An 18,263-nucleotide genomic window follows, 5' to 3' on the forward strand; every position below is an offset into this window, starting at 1 on the left:
CTTGCTGACTGATTGGCCGCCAAGCTACCGATCACCGGTAGCGTCTATGCGCCGAATCAGACTATCGGTCACTGATGATCGGTTCGCACTCGCCCATATGTCGTAGTCCGCTGACGGGCGTTACGCCCTGCTAGTGAAGCCAGGGTCTCGAGCTCACGCACAGTACGCGCCGACCCGTGTTCGGACCCTGCCATGCGGCTGATGGTCTCCTCCATCAACGTTCCGCCGATGTCGTTCGCACCGCCGTTGAGGATCTCCGCGGTGCCCTCGTCGCCGAGCTTGACCCACGAGCACTGGATGTTGTCGATCCGCCCGTGCAACGCCAGCCGCGCGAACGCGTGCACGGCGCGGTTGTCGCGGCGGGTGGGGCCGGGGCGCGCGACTCCTGCCAGGTAGATGGGGGCGTTGCGGTGCACGAACGGCAGCGCGACGAACTCGGTGAGCCCGCCGGTCTGATCCTGCAGCCCGGCCAGCACGCGGAGGTGCGTCAGCCAGTGGCCGGGGTGGTCCACGTGGCCGTACATCATCGTCGAAGACGATCGAATGCCCAGCTCGTGGGCGGTGCTGACGACTTCGAGCCAGGTCGCGGTCGGCAACTTGCCCTTGGTCAGCACCCACCGGACGTCGTCGTCGAGGATCTCGGCCGCCGTGCCGGGGATCGTGTCGAGGCCGGCCTCCCGCAGCTCGGTCAGCCACTCGCGGACGCTCACGCCCGCCTTGGCCGCGGCGGAGACGATCTCCATCGGGCTAAACGCGTGAACGTGCATTTCGGGCAGACGCTTCTTGATCGCGCGCACGACATCGGCGTAGTAGGTCACCGGCAGCTTGGGGTCGATGCCGCCCTGCATGCACACCTCGGTGGCACCGGCGTCCCACGCCTCCTGCGCGCGGTCCGCGACCTCCTCCGCCGAGAGCCGGAACGCGTCCGCGTCGCGCTCACGCTGGGCGAAGGCGCAGAACCGGCAGCCGACGTAGCAGACGTTCGAGAAGTTGATGTTCCGGTTGACCACGTACGTGACGTCGTCGCCGACCACCTCGCGCCGCAGGTCGTCGGCCAGGCGGGTCATCTCCTCCAGCGCGGGGCCGTCCGCCGTCAGCAGCGCCATCGCGGCGTCGGTGTCGTCCAGCAACGCCGCCGGGTCGTTCGCGGCGATCTTCAGTCCACGTTGGACGTCTTCGGGAAACCGTTGCGGCGCAACGGGAACCTTCAGCTCGTTCCAGTCGCCGTAGACCTCGTCGAAGTCACCGCGCCGGTCGCTCGTGCGGCCCTCGGTGTCGATCGCGGTGTTCAGGTCCGCGCGGCCGAACGTGTCGAGCCCGCCGTCCGGCTCCTGCCACTCGCGGCCGACCACTTCGGCGTCCGGGTTCGCCAGCCCGCTTTCCAGCGCCAGCGCGGAAACGTGCGCCGTGAGCCGGGTGTCGATCCACTGCCCCGCCGCCGCGCGGACGTAGCGCGGGTACACGTTCAGCCGCTCCTGCAAGGAGAAACCGGCCTCGCGCGTGACGTCGGCGAGCTGGTCGACCTGCGGCCACGGCTTCTCGGGGTTCACGTGGTCCGGCGTGATCGGCGAGACGCCGCCCCAGTCGTCGACGCCCGCGCGCAGCATCAGGCCGAACTCCTCGCCGACCAGGTTCGGTGGCGCCTGCACGCTCACGGTCGACGGCATCACCAGGCGTGCCACGGCGATCGTGGCGGCGAGCTCGGTCAGGTCGGCGTCGGGCATGCCGCGCATCGCCGTGTCCGGCTTGGCGCGGAAGTTCTGGATGATGACTTCCTGGATGTGCCCGTACTGCTTGGCGATCTGCCGCATCGCGAGCAACGACTCGGCGCGCTCGGTGAGGTTCTCGCCGATCCCGATCAGGATCCCGGTGGTGAACGGGACGTTCACGCGCCCGGCGTCGGTGAGGACCCGCAGCCGGACGGCGGGATCCTTGTCCGGACTGCCGTAGTGCGGCCCGCCCTTCTCGCTCCACAGCCGCTCCGCCGTGGTCTCGAGCATCATGCCCATGCTGGACGCGACGGGCCGCAGCCGCTGCAGCTCCTCCCAGCTCAGCACGCCGGGGTTGAGGTGCGGCAGCAGACCCGTCTCCTCGAGCACCGCGATGGCACTGGCGCGCACGTAGTCCAAAGTGGACTCGTAGCCGCGCGCCTCCAGCCACTCCTTCGCGGCCGGCCAGCGGTCCTCCGGCCGGTCGCCGAGCGTGAACAGCGCCTCCTTGCACCCCTGCGCCGCTCCCGCCCGCGCGATCGCCAGCACCTCGTCGCGTTCGAGGAACGCGGCGGGCAGCTTGTGCGGCACGGTCGCGAACGTGCAGTAGTGACAACGGTCGCGGCACAGCCTGGTCAGCGGGATGAACACCGACCGGCTGTACGTGACGACCCCGGGACGGCCCTCGGCGAGCAGGTGCGCGTCCCGCACCTTGCCCGCCGCGGTCAACAGCACGTCCAGGTCCTCGCCGCGCGCGTGCAGCAGCACGGCGGCCTCGGTCGCGTCGAGCACGGCACCGTCAGCGGCCCGGCGCAGCGCACGCCTCATGGCCGCCGCACTCGGACGGGGCTGCGGTGGGGTTAGCGAGATGTCCACTGCCACGTCAACGACCTTAGGCCGCCGAAATTCCTGATCACCGCGATCAGGGTGTGGCAAGGATTACGTCACCGCACGCTGACCAGCAACTCCGTGTTCCGGTCCAGCGGCGTGCCCAGCGGGTTCGTCCGCGAGTGGATGTCGTTGTAGGTGAACTCCCGGCAGAGGCTCGCCAGCGCCGCGTCCGACCGGTCGTCGTAGTCGACCTGGTACGGCGCGTCCGCTTCGAGAAGGGTCGTGAACAGCGACAACGTGCCGTCGCCGTTGTCCGCTACCTCGATCACGCGGGCGTGCTGCGGGTAGTCGACGTGCGCGGCGGTGTTGATCTCCCAGAAGCTCCTGCTGGGCGTTTCGTGCCGGTGTGGCGTGATCACGTTGCGGTGCGTGTGCCCGTTGACCCACGCCAGCACGTTGGGGAACCGGTGCAGGAGGTTCACGAGCGCGTCGCCGTTCATGCGCGGGTCCAGCGGCCGGCGCCGGTCGGGCAGGACGTTGCCCATCGTCTTGGACGTGTGGTGGCTGAACAGGACGAACAGCTCGTCGGTGACGTTCTGCCGTTGCGGCAGGCCGAGCCAGTCGTAGTAGAGCGAGCTGTTGCGCCTGAGGGTCTTCTCGATCCAGTTGAGCTGGTGCAGCCCGATCGAGCCCTCGGCGAACCCGGCGAGGTTCGTCGTGTCCATGCTGATTCCCGTGACGCCGGGCGCCATCCGGAACGTGTAGAAGACGTCGACGCCGTCCGCGTTGGCCTCCGTGTACCCGTGCCCGCCCGTCGGCAGGTGCTTGCGCACGAACTCACCCGTGGTGAACAGCCTGCGGCGATCATCGGGCGTGACGGTCCTGACCACACCACCGCTCGTGAGGATGGTGAGCGCCTCGGGAATCGCCTTGGGGTCGTTGAACGCCTGCGCAACCTTCGCGTTCTGCACGGGGTCGCCGAACCCGACGATCTTCTTGCGCCCGGTGTACCAGCTGTCGAGCAGCCCGTCCGGCAACGAGCCGACCACGCTGTCGTCGTGGTTGCCGATCGTCGCGTACCAGGGGATGTTCAGGCCGGGGCTGGTGAACTCGCGGACCGCGGCGTCGAGCAACCCCGTGAGCTGCGGGAAGCCTTTGGCCTTGTAGTCGTCCTGGCCTGACAGGTCCGGCTGCCAGAACGTGCTGATGCCCGCGTTCTGCACGCCCTCGTACCTGGAGTCGCCGGTGTTCGGCGTGATGCGGCCACCGTTGAGGATCGTGAGGAACCAGTCGAGCTCGACGTGCTCGTGGTTGTCGGTGTTGTCCCCGGTCGTCATGAGGAAGTCGAAGGGCCGGCCGGTCACCGGGCCTCGCCGGACGGCGTTGACGCGCCGGACGAGTGACGTCGAGCCCTGCGCGGTCAGCGTCTCCTGCGGCCGGTGCGCCCCCGAACCGATCTGCGGGTGCAGGTACTCGAACCGCAACGGGCTCTGCGCGTCGCAGATGTGCATGTCGGAGAACTGCACGAAGCTCGCCAGGGCCTGCCGCCGCGCTTCCCGGCCAGCCTTCGCCTGGACCAGGTCGCTGCGCACGACGGTCGGCCAGCCAGGCCCCGCCGCGAGCCTGCGGTAGCCGCTGGTGCCGATCGGCGTTGCGGTGACGTCGAGCGTGGTACCCGTGGTGAACGCAAACGCTTGGCGGTCGAGCAGCGGCACGCCCGCCGCGCCCACTCCCATCGCCAGAAGAAACGAACGCCGGCTGAAACCCGTCATGAGCGCGCCCCCGATTCATCGATGGTGAATCGTGCTCATGTTCGGGGAGCTGGCAGGTGAAATCGAGCCGTCGGGTGGGCGACAGGAGCGATAAAGGCCGGGTGGGCTGGGTCAGTCGGCGCAGTGCTCGGTCTCCAGCGACAGCGCCCAGTTCCGGAACGCGGCCTTCGCGATCTCGGGGATGTCGGTCTTGTCCGCGTTCTTCGCGAGCACGCGGACTTTGGGGTAGTCGCACGCGGGCTTGGCAACGGCAGCCGCTACCGCACAGATGGTGATGATCTCGCCGACCACCAGAGCGCCTTTCGTCTCCGGCCGGTCGATCTGCGGGCATACCTCAGCTCGACCAGCACATGACTGGTTGCGAACCGAGGTCGGCCCCGCGCTTCTCCCCTAAGCGCACATGGAACTTCGACATCGGAGTCCTTGTGCAGGGCGAACGCTTTCAGGCGGGTATCACCTGGCGCGGCGCGCTCTCAGTCCGAGTAGACGACGGTGACCGGGGCGTGGTCCGACCAGCGCTCGCCGTACGTCGCCGCCCGCTCCACCACCGCCGACTGAGCCCGAGCCGCGAGCCCGTCCGTCGCCACGTGGTAGTCGATGCGCCAGCCGGAGTCGTTGTCGAAGGCCTTGCCGCGGTACGACCACCACGAGTACGGCCCGGCCACGTCGGGGTGCAGCGCGCGCACCACGTCGTTGTAGCCGGAGGCGAACACCGACGACATCCACTCCCGCTCGTACGGCAGGAACCCGGACGATTTCTGGTTGGTCTTCCAGGACTTCAGGTCGGCCTGCTGGTGCGCGATGTTCCAGTCGCCGCACACGAGCACCTCACGGCCCGACACGGCCGCCTTCTCGCGCAACGACACGAGGTACGGCAGGAAGGCCGCCATGAAGCGGTCCTTCTCGTCCTGCTTCTCGGTGCCGACGTCGCCGGACGGCAGGTACAGCGAAGCCACGACGACACCGGGCAGCTCGATCTCCACGTACCGGCCGGAGGACTCGAACTCGGAGACACCGAAGCCCACGCGGACCGATGACGGTTCAACGCGCGACAGCACGGCAACGCCCGCGCGGCCCTTCAACGACGACGGGGCGTAGACGCCGTGCCAACCAAGAGGCGAGTGGACCTCCGCAGCCAGTTCGTCAGGCTCCGCGCGGACTTCCTGCAAACACACCACGTCGGCGGAGGAAGCGGCGAGCCACTCCAGGTAGCCCTTCTTGGCGGCGGCGCGCAGACCGTTGACGTTGACCGTGGAGACCGTGAGCACGACGGAGGAGCCTACTTGGAGGCCAGGCCCCAGGGCTTCGGGTACTCGGCGCCGCAGCCAGCGCAGTGCGCGGTCAGGTCGAGGTAGCCGACGATGGTCGCCATCTCGTCGCGGGGCAGCGCGAGCTGGCGCTGGCCGTCGATCTCGGTGTAGAGACCCTGCCACTCGGGCGTGCAGGAGCACTGCGTGACGCCCCTACCCCGGCCCCACCGAAACATGTTCCGCAGCATGCCTGCAAGTTTGCCACACGCCACCGAAGCCGTTGCCCAATGCAAACCGGCACTTCGGCGAACACGAACAGTTCGTGCCCGGATCTTGAGCGTGCGGATCGGCGTGGGCCAGATTTTCGGCGGGCCCAGGAAATCTCCCGAAGCACGAAAGCACCAAGGAGAACAAATGAACGCGATCAAGGGTGTTCTCGTCGGTCTCGCCGCCACCGCCGTGCTCTTCGGCGGTGCCGCCCAGGCCGTCGCCGCGCCGGCCGCGAGCCAGTCGGCCGAGGCAGCGGCGAACGTGACCGGCGAGGTCGTCGCGGTCGTCAAGGGCAAGTCCATCAAGGTGCGCGTCGACGCCTCCACGACGGTGGACGTGGACTACGACCTCAAGAAGACCGTCGTCTCCGGTGAGCTGAAGGTCGGCGCGTCGGTGAGCGTCAACGGCAAGAAGGTCGACGGCAAGATCGTCGCGTCGGGCATCGTCGTCATCAAGTAACGCATCCGAGAAAAGGCCGGCGACGCCCTCACGCGCCGGCCTTTTCCAATGCCGCCGCCAAATCGCGTCGCCCGGAAATGCCCAGTTTCCGATACGCGCGCGTCAGATGCAGTTCAACGGCTCGTGGCGTCACGAACAGCTCCGCCGCGATCTGCCGGTTCGTGAGGCCCAGCACGGCGCGGCGCACGATGTGGTCCTCCTGCGCGGTCAGCACCGAACCCGACGGTGTGCGGGCCGGTCTGCCTCCCGCCGCACGCAGCTCCCGTGCCGCCACGCCCATCAACGGGATCGCGCCGCACCTCTTCGCCGTGTCGTGGCCCTGCCGCAACGCCGCCAGCGCTTCCGGGCCACGACCCGACGTGCGCAGAAGAACACCCCAGTCGACCAGCGCCCGCGCCAGCTCCAGCCGCGCCGGCGTGGACCGCAGCGTCACCACCGCTTCTTCCAGCAACGCCACATCGCCTGTTACGACACCGGAAACGCGCAGAGCCACCCCGACCGGCACGGCAAGACCCCAGTCCCGCGCCAGTTCCAGTTCCTGTTCTGCCAGCCGCAGTGCCTGATCCCGCTCCCCCAACGCCATGTGCGCCAACGCCGCGTGCGAACGCCACGGCTGCAACGACGGGTTGCGCGCGCCGCGTCGTTCCATCCGGCGGCCGCAGTCGAGGTGGTCGCGCAACGCCGACGCCGGGTCGCCGAGAGCCATGTGCAGACGGCCGCGCTGGTGCAGAAGTGCGTGGTAGTGCGCGTATTCCGGCAGGTCGCCGTCGAGCTCGCGTTCGCGCACGAGCCGGAGAGCCGACGTCGTGTCTCCCGTGTCCACCCACGCGCCGACGAGCCCGGCGACGGCGATCACGAGATTGCCGTCCTGGTTGGCCCCCAACGCATCCAGCCGCGCCAGCGACGCCAGGCCGAGCTGTTCCGCGACGGGCAACGTTCCCAGCCGCCGCGCCACGTGACACCGCAGCCCCTGCACCATCGCTGCGCACACGGCGAGATCACGCTCGGCCGTCACCCGCAGCGCCTCCTCGCACTGCCGGTCCGCCTGCTCGTACTCGTCGATCCCGATCAACGCCACAATCAGGTGCGCGAACGAGAACTGGTCGATCAGATCGCGCCCGATGTGCAGCGGCAACGACGACTGCACGCGCCGTCGCGTCTCCCCGTGGCTCGCACCGATGCACGCGCCTCGGTACGCCAGCACCGCGTTGAGGAACCGCTGGTTGCGCGCCGAGGTCATCCGGGAGCCGCACAACCGGGCGATCCGCGTCTCCACCTCACCGGAGAAGAACGACTCCTCCAGCCCCAGCGACAACGCGTACAGGTCCAGCCGCTGAGCGAGATCCGGGTCCACACCGGACACCCGCGCGATCACCGACTCGACCTTCGCGACCGCGTCCCGGTACAGCCGCCGCCCGGCGAGGTCGTAGGCGATCAGCAACGCCATCCGCCCCTCGGCCAGCACGTCCATCGACGCGCTCGCGGCCTTGTTGAGCGACGCGATCGCCGCGCAGGGGTCGACGAGCGACTGCGCCTCGCTCAGCTCGACCAGCACCTCGCCGCGCAGGTCGTCCGGCAACGGTTCGCGCAGAAGCCTGCGCAGGCAGGCAATTGCTCTGTCCGAAGTGGACCGGCGGGCCGCGATCCGCAGCACGTCCCGCACCCAGTCCTCCCCGATCGGCGCGGCCTCCAGCAGATGCGCCGCCACGTCCTCGACCGGCGCCTGGTCGTCGTGCCGGAACCGCGCGGCACGCGCGTGGATCACCGACCGGTCGAACGCGGTGGTGCTCTGCTCCAGCGTCGTCAGCACCATCGGCACACCCGCGAAACCCAAGCCGTGCAACGCCCGTGACGCGTCGACGGCCTCCTGCGGCTCCAACCCGGCCGCCGCGCCCGCCAACGCCAGATCAGCCTCACCGAGCACCGCGAACGAGCGAGCCAGCGCGACCACCTCCGCGCCGGCGTGCGCGAGCCGGGCGACCAGCTCGCCCGACCGTTCCCCCAGGTCGCGAAGACGCAGTCCGAGCAGATAGGGGTTGCCGCGGGTGGCGACCCGCCACTCGGCGACGACCTCGTCCGTGACACCGCTCGCGAAGATCGTCCGCAGGAACCTGCCGCACGCGAGCTGGTCGAGACCGGACAGCCGGACCCGTCGTGCGTCCCCGACCACCTCGCGCAGCAACGGTGTCGCGTCCACGGCGAGCCCGCGCGTCACCACCACGGCCACGGGCAGCTCGCCCAGCCGTCTTCGCAAGTACGACAGGAAGTTCAACGACGGCGCGTCCGCGTGCTCCACGTCGTCCACGGCCAGCAGCACAGGGGTTTCCAGCGAGACCTCGCGAACCAGGCGGTGCAGCCGGTGCATCGCGGCCTGGTCCGCGTCACCGTCCAGGATCTCGTCGGCCTCGCTCTCGAAGAGCTGCGCGACGACACCGAACCGGAACCCGTGCTCCGACGGCGAGCACTGCGCCCGGAAGACCTCGAAGCCCAGCTCGCGAGCCATCCGCACGGTCTCGGCGAGCACCGAGGTCTTGCCCATGCCCACGCGACCCTCGACGCACACCACAGAAGGCGCGCCCGCGGCGGCCTCCTCCAGCGCACGCCGCAGAACCGTCAACTCACGCTTGCGGTCGGACACCACGGAACTCGTGACCGCCACCAGGACACGCCCTTTCGCCACACGCAGTTGGAACACGTGGCGGCGCGTTCGGCTACTCCAGCCGGGTCAATCCTATGGAGGGCACCTGGCCGTGGAAAGGCCGGAAATTCGGAGGATCGCTCACTTGCAGGTCGAGTCGCTGGTCAACGCGACGAACTGGGTGCTCACCCACCGGCGGTCGCTCAGCATCCGGTACCCGTTCTCGACGCGCGGCTGGGCGTCGGCGACGGCGTCGCGCGGCATGGTCGAGACGATCGGCTGCATGTCACCGGGACCCGAGCGGACGTTGAGGATGTCCGCGGTCACCGTGACCTTGCAGATCTGGGCGCCCTTCTCGCTGTTCATCGGCTTGCCGCCGTTCGCCACGTACATCACACCGGCGATGCCAAGCACGCCGATCACGATCATGCCCCGCACGGGAACGCCCAACATCGCCGCCTCCGACTGCCGCACTGCCCTGGACCTGCAGATATAGCGGCTGAAGGACCCTTGTGGACGGCTCGGCGCGGCAACCACCCGCAAGAGGAACCGACCGGGTGACGCGGGACGAAAAAAGCCACCCCGGCGTGACCGGGGTGGCCTTCTCGACTGCCTTGATCAGGCGAACGTCAGAACGACGCCATCTTCTTCTTGAGGTTCTCGTCCAGCGCGGCGAGGAAGTCCTCGGTGGTCAGCCACTCCTGGTCCGGGCTGATCAGCAGCGCCAGGTCCTTGGTCATCTGACCGGCCTCGACGGTCTCGATGACGACCGACTCGAGCGCCTCGGCGAAGCGGATCACCTCGGGGGTGTTGTCCAGCTTGCCGCGGTGCATCAGGCCGCGGGTCCACGCGAAGATCGACGCGATCGGGTTCGTCGACGTGGGCTTGCCGGCCTGGTGCTGACGGTAGTGGCGCGTCACGGTGCCGTGCGCGGCCTCGGCCTCGACGGTCTTGCCGTCCGGCGTCATCAGGACCGAGGTCATCAGGCCGAGCGAGCCGAAGCCCTGCGCGACCGTGTCGGACTGGACGTCACCGTCGTAGTTCTTGCACGCCCAGACGTAGCCGCCCTCCCACTTCATGGCCGCGGCGACCATGTCGTCGATGAGGCGGTGCTCGTAGGTGAGGCCCTTGGCGTCGAACTCCGCCTTGAACTCCTCGTCGAACACGCGCTGGAAGATGTCCTTGAAGGCGCCGTCGTAGGCCTTCAGGATCGTGTTCTTCGTGGACATGTAGACGGGGTAGCCCCGCTGCAGGCCGTAGGAGAACGAGGCGCGGGCGAAGTCCTCGATGGACTTGTTGTAGTTGTACATGCCCATCGCCACACCGCCCTCCGCCGGGAACTCGGTGACGACGTGCTCGATCGGCTCCGAGCCGTCCTCCGGCTGGAAGGTGATCGTCAGCTTGCCGGCGCCGGGCACCTTGAAGTTGGTGGCCTTGTACTGGTCGCCGTGCGCGTGACGGCCGATGATGATCGGCTTGGTCCAGCCCGGCACCAGGCGCGGGACGTTCGAGATGATGATCGGCTCGCGGAAGACGACACCGCCGAGGATGTTGCGGATCGTGCCGTTCGGCGAGACCCACATCTTCTTCAGGCCGAACTCCTCGACGCGCGCCTCATCGGGGGTGATGGTGGCGCACTTGACGCCGACGCCGTGCTTCTTGATGGCGTTGGCGGCGTCGATGGTGACCTGGTCGTCCGTGGCGTCCCGGTGCTCGATGCCCAGGTCGTAGTACTCAAGGGTGACGTCCAGGTACGGGTGGATCAGCTTGTCCTTGATGAACTGCCAGATGATCCGGGTCATCTCGTCGCCGTCGAGCTCGACGACGGTGCCCTGAACCTTGATCTTGCCCATAACTCCGGGCGCTCCTCTCGCGACGATGCAAGCAAGACAAGCGTACTGGTAAACCGCCGAGGTGTGCCTGCGACCCTGGTTACACCGATTCAGGGTCGAAGTCCGTCGAACGGCTCACGTGCTCCCACTTGTCGATTTCTGCGTTCCGTGCCTGGTCGGCCATCCGGACCATGTCCACCGCGTCGCTGCCGAGCAGCAGACTCAGCGGAGGGGAGTCCATGGCTACCACGTCGAGCATGACCCGCGCGGCCTTGGCCGGATCACCAGGCATGTTGCCGTGCGCGCCACGCATCATGTCGAGCATTGCCCCGACAGACGGAACGTAGTCCTCTCCCGGCTCGGTCACCACCAGAGAGGGGCCGGTCCAGTCCGTCTGGAACCCTCCCAGTTCGATGATCGTCGCCTTCACCCCGAACGGCGCGCACTCCGCGGCCAGCGACTCGGTGAAGCCGCGCAGCGCGAACTTCGCCATCACGTACGGCGCGAGCCCGCCGCCGAACGCCATGTGCCCGGCGGTCGACCCGACCTGGAGGAAGTGACCTGACCGCTGCTCGCGCAGGACGGGCAGCGCGGCCTTGGTCACGTTCACCACGCCCATGAGGTTGATCTCCAGCTGGTCGCGGAAGTCGGCCTCCGAGCACTCCTCGATCGACGTGACGCGACCAGCGCCCGCGTTGTTCACCACGACGTCGAGCCGGCCGAACTCGCGGACCGCCGTCGCCACCGCGTCCCGTGCCTGCTCCGCGTTCCGCACGTCGAGTGCAACAGATCTGACCCGGTCGCCGTGTTGAGAGACGAGGTCGTCGAGATCGCGGGGGTTGCGCGCGGTGGCGACGAGCCGGTGTCCGGCGGTGAGCACCGCTTCGGCGGTCTTGCGGCCGATGCCGCGGGAACTGCCGGTGATGAGCCAAACCTGCGCCATGTCCGTGCTCCTTGCCGAGGAGTTGGTTGTCCGGAGATATGGAGATTCGGCTCGGACACCTGATACCGGCAGCTAGTGTTTTCACCGTCGGGTGATCACCAGAAGGGGCGTAAGTGTCAACTGGGCCAACACATGCGATGAGCGGGCTGCTCGCCTGGAGCGCTGTCACCGCACTCGCGTCGAGTCACCCGATCGGCCAACTCACGCCGCAGAGCTGGGCCGTCGGCGCGGTTCTCGCCACCGGAGCGGCACTGCTGCCCGACCTCGACCACCCCGGTTCGACCATCTCGCGCACGTTCGGAGCACTGAGCGGCGGGTTGTCCGCCGGCATCAACGCGGTGAGCAGCTTCGTGTACCGGACGACGAGGACGAAGAGGGATTCCAAGCGGGACGGCGGACATCGCGGTCTCACCCACACGCTCGTCTTCGCGTTGTTCGCGGCGATCTTCACCACCGCCGTCGTGCAGAACAGCCAGAAGTGGGCGCTGCCGGTGCTGATGTTCGTGTTCGCGGGCCTCGCGGTGCGCGGCATCATGAACGACTGGAACCCCAAGCAGGACGCGCTGATGATCACGGTGGTGTCCGCGGGGATCACGTGGGCGATGATCGCGTGGACCTCGCAGACGAACGCTTCCGCGGCGGCGTGCGGAATCGCGGTCGGTGTCGGGTGTTTCGCGCACTACGTCGGCGACGCGATCACCGAGCAGGGCTGCCCGATCCTGTGGCCGATCCCGATCATGGGCAAGACCTGGTTCCCGGTGGCCCCGCCGAAGATCATGCGGATGAAGACCGGCGGCGTGGTCGAGATGGCGATCGTCGGGCCGATCGTGACGATCCTGTCGGTGTGGCTGGGACTGGCTGCGTTGCAGGCCACGGGCGCGTTGCCGTTCCTCGACTGGGTCGACCTGCTGCCTGTCTAAATCGTTTTCTCACCAGCCATTCAGCGGCTACCTCCGCCTCACCCGATCGGTCTAGCCTCCACGAACCGACCAGTCGCGTGGAGGATCAGCCGTGTCCGAAGTAGCCCGCCGCCGTTTCCTGTCTGGCGCGAGCGCGCTTGGTCTGGCGGGGGTGCTGGGCACCGGCCGTGCGTCGGCATCTTCTGGCTATCACTGGCTTTCCGGTGACCACCACACGCACACGCAGTACTCGTACGACGGCATGTACACCATCGAGCAGCAAATCCGCGGCGCGTTGCGGCACGGCACCGACTGGCTCGTGATCACCGACCACGGGCACGCGTCGCACGAGGCGCACTCCGTCGAGGCGACGGCCGCGGACATCCGCCGGGCGCGGCAGAAGTTCCCGCATCTGCTGCTGTGGCAGGGCATGGAGTGGAACGTCCCCGGCGCCGAGCACGCGACCCTCTTCTTCGAGGACTGCCACGACGAGCCCGGTGTGCTGCGCGACTTCGAGCGGCAGTTCGACTGGCGGCTGAACGGGCAGGAGGCCTCCAGCCCCGCCAACGAGCGCAAGGCGCTGGACGCGATCCGGTGGCTCCAGACCAAGATCCGCAACGGCACCATGAAGTCCGCGCTGGTGCTCGTGAACCACCCGATGCGCAACGGCCGCGTGGCGCCGTACGAACTGCGGAACATGCGCGACCTGGCTCCCGACATCGTTGTCGGCATGGAGGGCGCACCCGGTGCGCAGGGCGACGGGGACCCGGTGCGCGGTCCCGGCGGGTACCGCGGCGGGTACGCGAACAAGCCCGGCGGCAACTCGTACGCCGCCTACCCGCCGGAGGCCTACCGGACCTACGGCGGCTTCGACTGGATGACGGCGAAGCTCGGCGGTGTGTGGGACTCGCTGCTCGCCGAGGGCCTCGGCTGGTGGATCACGTCGAACTCCGACTCGCACTTCAACTCGCGCGACACGATCGTCCGCGTGCCGGAACCGGGCAACCAGTTCGACCTCACCGGCAAGCACCTCGACCCGGTCGAGACCGGCCCGCCCCAGCTCTCGCCGCCCTACGTCGACTTCTTCCCCTGCGAGTTCTCCCGGATCGTCGTCGGCGCGACCCGGCGGACGCGCGGCGCCGTGATGGAGGGCCTGCGGGCCGGACGGGCATGGGTTTCGCACGGCGGGCTGGTCGACGACCTGCGGTTCAGCGTCCACGGCACTGGCGGTTCCGAGACCATGGGCGGACGGCTGCGCGTGCGGCGCGGCTCCGACGTGACGGTGCTGGTCAAGGCACGTTTGGCGACACGCCCGAACAGCGCGGGATTCGTGCCGCGCCTCCGTCGTTTGGACCTCGTCAAAGGCCTGGTAACCGGCAGGACGTCAGCCGAAACGTTGTCCACGCCACACGTGAAGGTCGAGCGATCCTACGAGCCGCGCTGGCACTATGCGGTCTTCACGCACACGTTCCGCAACGTCCGGGAGCCTTTTTACCTCCGGTTGCGCGGAACCGACGGCAACCGCGGTGCGTTCGAACCGCAGGCGGACACTCCGGGAGCCGCGAACCCGTGGGAGGACCTGTGGTGCTACACCAACCCGATCTTCGTGGAGGTCAGGTGACCAGCACCTTCGTCGGCATCGACGCCGGCTACGAAAACCGCTGGGAAGCGGAGAAGATCGCGCTGGAGCTGCACGACACGGTGCTGACCACGGCTCGAACAGTCGTGGTGCACGAGGTCGACAGCCACTACGCGATGTCCTTCCTGCTGCCCGTTCCCCCGTCCGACGCAGTGGTGAACTCACTGGTCGAGCAGGGTTTCGGCGTCGCCGTGCGCGGTGCCTCGTCAGGCCGCCTGTCCGGTCCGGAGACGCTGCGCGCAGGTGCCTCCGTGGCTGCCGAGGCCCACCAGTACCGCCGCGAGGGGCGCGCGCTGCGGTTCCAGGGTCAACGGTCGTTGCGCGGCCGTCACGGTGTTTCGGACATCCTCGCGTTCACGGCCATCGAGGCCGTTTTACCGCGTGGAGTGCACACCGTCGACACGCGCGGGAACCTCACACCGTTCTTCAAGGACGGCAAGTTGGTGCTGGTCATCGACTAGGTTTCGGGATGTGCGCGACATCGCTGTCTTCAGTGGTTCTGCCCATCCTTCCCTCGCCGAGGAGATCTGCCGTCACCTCGGTGTCGGCCTGTCCCCCAGCCGCCTGACCCGGTTTGCCAACGACTGCCTCGAGGTCCAGCTGCAGGCGAACTGCCGGGAACGGGACGTGTTCCTGATCCAGCCACTGGTTCCGCCGGTGCAGGAACATCTCGTCGAACTGCTGTTGATGCTGGACGCTGCCCGTGGCGCTTCCGCCGCCCGCACGACCGTCGTGCTGCCGCACTACGCCTATGCGCGCTCCGACAAGAAGGACGCGCCGCGGATCTCCATCGGCGGACGACTGGTCGCCGACCTGATGGTGGCCGCCGGAGCGTCTCGCGTGCTGGCGATGACGTTGCACTCGCCGCAGGTGCACGGGTTCTTCTCGGTGCCCGTTGATCACCTGCACGCGCTGCGCGAACTGGCCGCGCACTTCTCCCGGCACGACCTGTCGAACACGGTCGTGGTGTCACCGGACCTCGGCAACGCCAAGGAGGCCGCGCACTTCGCGCGGATTCTCGGGGTGCCCGTGGCCGCGGGCGCCAAGCAGCGGTTCGCCGACGACAACGTGCAGATCTCGACGGTGATCGGTGACGTCGCCGGGCGTGACGTGATCGTGCTCGACGACGAGATCGCGAAGGGCTCGACCGTGATCGAGCTGCTGGACAAGCTGCGGGAGCGCGGGGCGGGAGCGATCCGCGTGGCGTGCACGCACGGGTTGTTCTCGTCGGGCGCATTGGACCGCTTGCAGGCGTTCGACGACGTGCTGGAGATCGTCGCCACGAACACCGTGCCGATCCCGGAGGAGAAGGTCGTGCCGAAGCTGAAGGTGCTGTCCATCGCGCCGGCGATGGCGGAGGCGATGCGGCGGATCAACGTCGGCGAGTCGGTGTCGACGCTCTTCGAGGCTCCCTGACATGGGCACTCCACCGGACGAGTCCCGTCGGAGGGAACTGCGCGACCAGTACAAACGCGCGGAGATCCAAGCGCGGACCGCGGGCCTGCCCCTGGACCGCGAGCAGCTGACGGCTCTCGTCGAGTTCGTCGACGTGCTCGTGGCCGAGGAAGGCTGCGATCACACCCTGCGCCACACCGAGCGCTGGGTGAACGAACACGGCCTCGCCTGGGATCCGATCGCCGACGCGCTGGCCGAACTGGGTGGCTACTGCGACTGCGAGGTGGTCATGAACTGCGGCCAGGAGGAAGTGTTCGGTTAGGCCTTGAGGTGCGCGAGTGCCTTGATCAGCCGGTCTGCCACGTCGGCAGGCCCCGGCATCTTGCGCACCACGGCACGTTGGTGCGCGAGGCCGTGCAACCCGAGCCACAACGCCACCGCGTCGCCGTAGAGGTCGTCGCTGCCGTGCGCGATTCCCTGATCCACGCACGCACCGAGCACGTCCGCGAGCAGGGTCAGCGCCTCCGCACCCAGTGACTCGAGGTCGTCGTCGGTGATCGAGGTGTCGTTCACCGACGGCGTCCACAGGCCGCCGAACATGATCCGGTAGCGCTGCGGGTGTTGCCGAGCGACGTCCAGGTAGGCGTTGCACACCGCGAAGAGCCGCTGCCGGGCGTCCTGGCCCGCGTTCTCGTCGGCCTCGCGCAGTGCTGCCGCGAGACGGTCCATCTCCTGCTGCACCACGGCCAGCATGATCGACGGCTGGTCCGCGAAGTGCGCGTAGATCGACGGCGCGGCGATGCCCGCCTTGCGGGCGACCGAGCGCAGGGTGACCGCGCGTTCGTCGCCGCCCTCGTCGAGCAACGCGACCGCAGCGGCGATGATCTCTTCCCGCAGCTTGCCGCCCTCGCCCCGACGGTTGCGCTTGCGCGGTTCGGTGGTCGTCACGGCCGTAACCATACACCTGAAAGTTTATGGGCGTTAGGTCTTGCCTTCGTAGACTTACGGCCGTTAGCTTACGTCCGTCAGCACAACGAGCCGAGGAGTCGACCGATGAGCACCACCACCGAGATCGTCCTGCCGGGGATCGTCGAGCCCACGGGTTTGCAAGTGCAGGTCCGCGAGCTGCCCGCACCGGGTGAGGGCGAGGTCGTCCTGCGCATGGACGCGACCGGCGTCTCGTTCGCCGAGCAGCAGATGCGGCTGGGCAAGTACTTCGATCAGCCGCCGTTCCCGTTCGTGCCCGGCTACGACGTGGTCGGCACGGTCGTCGCCGTCGGACCCGGAGTGGAGCCCTCGCTGAAGTCGCGCCGGTTCGCCGCCGTCACCAAGGTCGGCGGGTGGGCCAGCCACCTGATCGTCGAGGCCGCCGACCTCGTGCCGGTGCCGGACGACGTGGACGCGGCCGCAGCGGAAACCGTTGTGATCAACGGAGTCACGGCGTGGCAGATGCTGTACCGCACCGCGAAGGTCAAGCGCGGCAACACGATCGTCGTGCTGGGCGCCAACGGTGGCGTCGGCTCGACGTTGGTGCAGCTCGCTCGCCACGCCGGGGTCAGGGTGATCGGCACGGCTTCGACCCGTCACCACGACGCAGTGCGCGCGCTCGGTGCGATTCCCGTCGACTACCGCGACCCGCACATGTACGACCGGATCCGCGAGCTCGCACCCGACGGTGTCGACGCGGTGTTCGACCACGTCGGTGGGACGGGCCTGCACGAGTCGTGGCGGCTGCTGCGCCGGGGCGGCACGTTGGTCAACTACGGCTCCGCCGCGACGAAGGACGAGCCGGGCAACGCGATGCTGCCGGTGCTGAAGCTGTTCGGGCGCCTGATGTTGTGGAACCTGCTGCCCAACGGCAAGCGCGCGGGCTTCTACAACTTCTGGGCCGGCAAGCGTTTCCGCCCCGCCGCGTTCCGCGCCCGGCTGCGGGACGACCTCACGCAGGTGCTGCGCCTGGTCGGCGCCGGAGTGCTCACGCCGCAGATCGCCGCGCGCATTCCCTTGCCGGAGGCCGCTTCCGCGTTGGCGCTGGCCGAGTCGCGCACCGTTCTGGGCAAGGTCGTCATCGTTGCGGAGGTCTCGTCATGATCGCCGCCTACCTCGGCTTCGCGTTCGCCTACGTCTTCGGCCACGGTGCCGCGCTGCTGTCCAGGTCCGGCGTGGTGGACCTGCCGGGCTGGCTGCCGATCGGGCTGCTCGCCGGCGGACTCGCCGTCGGCACGGCGCTGGCCATGAACGTGTCGCTGCGGATCCAGCGCAGCGTGTCTCCGGAACAGCGCCGTGCCGAGAAACTGGTGGGCACGGCCTGGGTGACCGGGTTCGTGGCGCTCGGTCTCGCGATCACCGGGTTGAGCACCGTGTTCGACCAACCCGAGCTGCAGACCGTGCTCTGGCCGGCGGGGTCGACGATCGTGGTCGGTCTGATCTACATCGCCGAAGGAGCCGTGCGCCGCAACGGGTTGCACTACAACCTCGGCACCTGGCTCGCGCTGGTCGCGGCCGCTTCCCTGTTCGTGCCGGCGCCCGGCCTGTTCGGCGTGCTGGCGGTGCTCGGCGGCGGCGCCTACCTGGTGGCCGCGTTCCTGGAGCCCCGCCGCCTGGCTTCCGCCGACCGGTAGGCCTT

Annotated in this window: 18 protein-coding genes; 8 read left to right on the forward strand and 10 right to left on the reverse strand. The window is 68.5% G+C overall.

Translation table 11 applies throughout. The features are described 5' to 3' along the window. Window positions 1-68: 68 nt before the first annotated feature. From IEZ09_RS33225 to IEZ09_RS33245, 5 genes are all read right to left on the reverse strand, one after another. Window positions 69-2,591, reverse strand: a complete 2,523-nt coding sequence (locus tag IEZ09_RS33225; RefSeq protein ID WP_189257767.1) for a bifunctional FO biosynthesis protein CofGH — start codon at window positions 2,589-2,591, stop codon at window positions 69-71. 62 nt (window positions 2,592-2,653) lie between these two features. Further along, a complete protein-coding gene (locus IEZ09_RS33230) occupies window positions 2,654-4,312 on the reverse strand; it encodes a TIGR03767 family metallophosphoesterase (RefSeq protein ID WP_189257768.1) in 1,659 nt (552 codons plus the stop codon). A 111-nt stretch (window positions 4,313-4,423) separates the two neighbouring features. Beyond that, window positions 4,424-4,603 carry a hypothetical protein gene (locus IEZ09_RS33235; protein ID WP_189257769.1) on the reverse strand — a complete coding sequence of 60 codons (180 nt, stop codon included), beginning with the start codon at window positions 4,601-4,603 and terminating at the stop codon, window positions 4,424-4,426. Window positions 4,604-4,785: 182 nt separating this feature from the next. Next, the gene (locus tag IEZ09_RS33240) at window positions 4,786-5,580 is read right to left on the reverse strand and encodes an exodeoxyribonuclease III (protein ID WP_189257770.1); all 795 of its coding nucleotides are present in this window, start codon (window positions 5,578-5,580) and stop codon (window positions 4,786-4,788) included. Between the two features lie 11 nt (window positions 5,581-5,591). Then, window positions 5,592-5,810 carry a hypothetical protein gene (locus IEZ09_RS33245; RefSeq protein WP_189257771.1) on the reverse strand — a complete coding sequence of 73 codons (219 nt, stop codon included), beginning with the start codon at window positions 5,808-5,810 and terminating at the stop codon, window positions 5,592-5,594. 166 nt (window positions 5,811-5,976) lie between these two features. Here IEZ09_RS33245 and IEZ09_RS33250 point away from each other — a divergent pair, with 166 nt between their 5' ends. Beyond that, entirely contained in the window at window positions 5,977-6,291 is a 315-nt protein-coding gene (locus IEZ09_RS33250) for a hypothetical protein (protein WP_189257772.1), read from the forward strand. Window positions 6,292-6,319: 28 nt separating this feature from the next. Here IEZ09_RS33250 and IEZ09_RS33255 read toward each other — a convergent pair whose 3' ends face one another. From IEZ09_RS33255 to IEZ09_RS33270, 4 genes are all read right to left on the reverse strand, one after another. Further along, window positions 6,320-8,950 carry an AAA family ATPase gene (locus tag IEZ09_RS33255; protein ID WP_189257773.1) on the reverse strand — a complete coding sequence of 877 codons (2,631 nt, stop codon included), beginning with the start codon at window positions 8,948-8,950 and terminating at the stop codon, window positions 6,320-6,322. Window positions 8,951-9,070: 120 nt separating this feature from the next. Continuing rightward, window positions 9,071-9,382 carry an SH3 domain-containing protein gene (locus IEZ09_RS33260; protein ID WP_189257774.1) on the reverse strand — a complete coding sequence of 104 codons (312 nt, stop codon included), beginning with the start codon at window positions 9,380-9,382 and terminating at the stop codon, window positions 9,071-9,073. 176 nt (window positions 9,383-9,558) lie between these two features. Continuing rightward, window positions 9,559-10,782 carry an NADP-dependent isocitrate dehydrogenase gene (locus IEZ09_RS33265; protein WP_189257775.1) on the reverse strand — a complete coding sequence of 408 codons (1,224 nt, stop codon included), beginning with the start codon at window positions 10,780-10,782 and terminating at the stop codon, window positions 9,559-9,561. A gap of 79 nt (window positions 10,783-10,861) precedes the next feature. Further along, entirely contained in the window at window positions 10,862-11,704 is an 843-nt protein-coding gene (locus IEZ09_RS33270; protein WP_189257776.1) for an SDR family NAD(P)-dependent oxidoreductase, read from the reverse strand. Window positions 11,705-11,817: 113 nt separating this feature from the next. Here IEZ09_RS33270 and IEZ09_RS33275 point away from each other — a divergent pair, with 113 nt between their 5' ends. The 5 genes from IEZ09_RS33275 to IEZ09_RS33295 all read left to right on the forward strand — a co-directional run bounded on the left by IEZ09_RS33275 (window position 11,818) and on the right by IEZ09_RS33295 (window position 15,959). Continuing rightward, window positions 11,818-12,624: a metal-dependent hydrolase gene (locus IEZ09_RS33275; protein ID WP_189257777.1), complete on the forward strand. Its 807-nt coding sequence runs from the start codon at window positions 11,818-11,820 to the stop codon at window positions 12,622-12,624. 91 nt (window positions 12,625-12,715) lie between these two features. Next, the gene (locus tag IEZ09_RS33280; protein ID WP_189257778.1) at window positions 12,716-14,224 is read left to right on the forward strand and encodes a PHP domain-containing protein; all 1,509 of its coding nucleotides are present in this window, start codon (window positions 12,716-12,718) and stop codon (window positions 14,222-14,224) included. Then, entirely contained in the window at window positions 14,221-14,703 is a 483-nt protein-coding gene (locus tag IEZ09_RS33285) for a hypothetical protein (protein ID WP_229813173.1), read from the forward strand. The genes IEZ09_RS33280 and IEZ09_RS33285 overlap by 4 nt, the downstream gene beginning before the upstream one ends. A 10-nt stretch (window positions 14,704-14,713) precedes the next feature. Then, the gene (locus tag IEZ09_RS33290) at window positions 14,714-15,658 is read left to right on the forward strand and encodes a ribose-phosphate diphosphokinase (protein WP_189257780.1); all 945 of its coding nucleotides are present in this window, start codon (window positions 14,714-14,716) and stop codon (window positions 15,656-15,658) included. A gap of 1 nt (window position 15,659) precedes the next feature. Continuing rightward, window positions 15,660-15,959, forward strand: a complete 300-nt coding sequence (locus tag IEZ09_RS33295) for a DUF2695 domain-containing protein (RefSeq protein WP_189257781.1) — start codon at window positions 15,660-15,662, stop codon at window positions 15,957-15,959. Here the strand turns inward: IEZ09_RS33295 and IEZ09_RS33300 are convergent. Beyond that, window positions 15,956-16,585, reverse strand: a complete 630-nt coding sequence (locus IEZ09_RS33300) for a TetR/AcrR family transcriptional regulator (protein WP_229813174.1) — start codon at window positions 16,583-16,585, stop codon at window positions 15,956-15,958. The two genes, IEZ09_RS33295 and IEZ09_RS33300, sit on opposite strands and share 4 nt — an antisense overlap. A gap of 105 nt (window positions 16,586-16,690) precedes the next feature. Between IEZ09_RS33300 and IEZ09_RS33305 the strand changes: the two genes are divergently transcribed. Both IEZ09_RS33305 and IEZ09_RS33310 read left to right on the forward strand, forming a co-directional pair. Continuing rightward, window positions 16,691-17,728, forward strand: a complete 1,038-nt coding sequence (locus tag IEZ09_RS33305) for a medium chain dehydrogenase/reductase family protein (protein WP_189257783.1) — start codon at window positions 16,691-16,693, stop codon at window positions 17,726-17,728. Beyond that, window positions 17,725-18,258, forward strand: a complete 534-nt coding sequence (locus IEZ09_RS33310; protein WP_189257784.1) for an ABC transporter permease — start codon at window positions 17,725-17,727, stop codon at window positions 18,256-18,258. Before IEZ09_RS33305 ends, IEZ09_RS33310 begins: the two co-directional genes overlap by 4 nt. Window positions 18,259-18,263 lie beyond the last annotated feature (5 nt).

The organism is Lentzea flava (assembly GCF_014648475.1).
Lineage (GTDB): Bacteria > Actinomycetota > Actinomycetes > Mycobacteriales > Pseudonocardiaceae > Lentzea > Lentzea flava.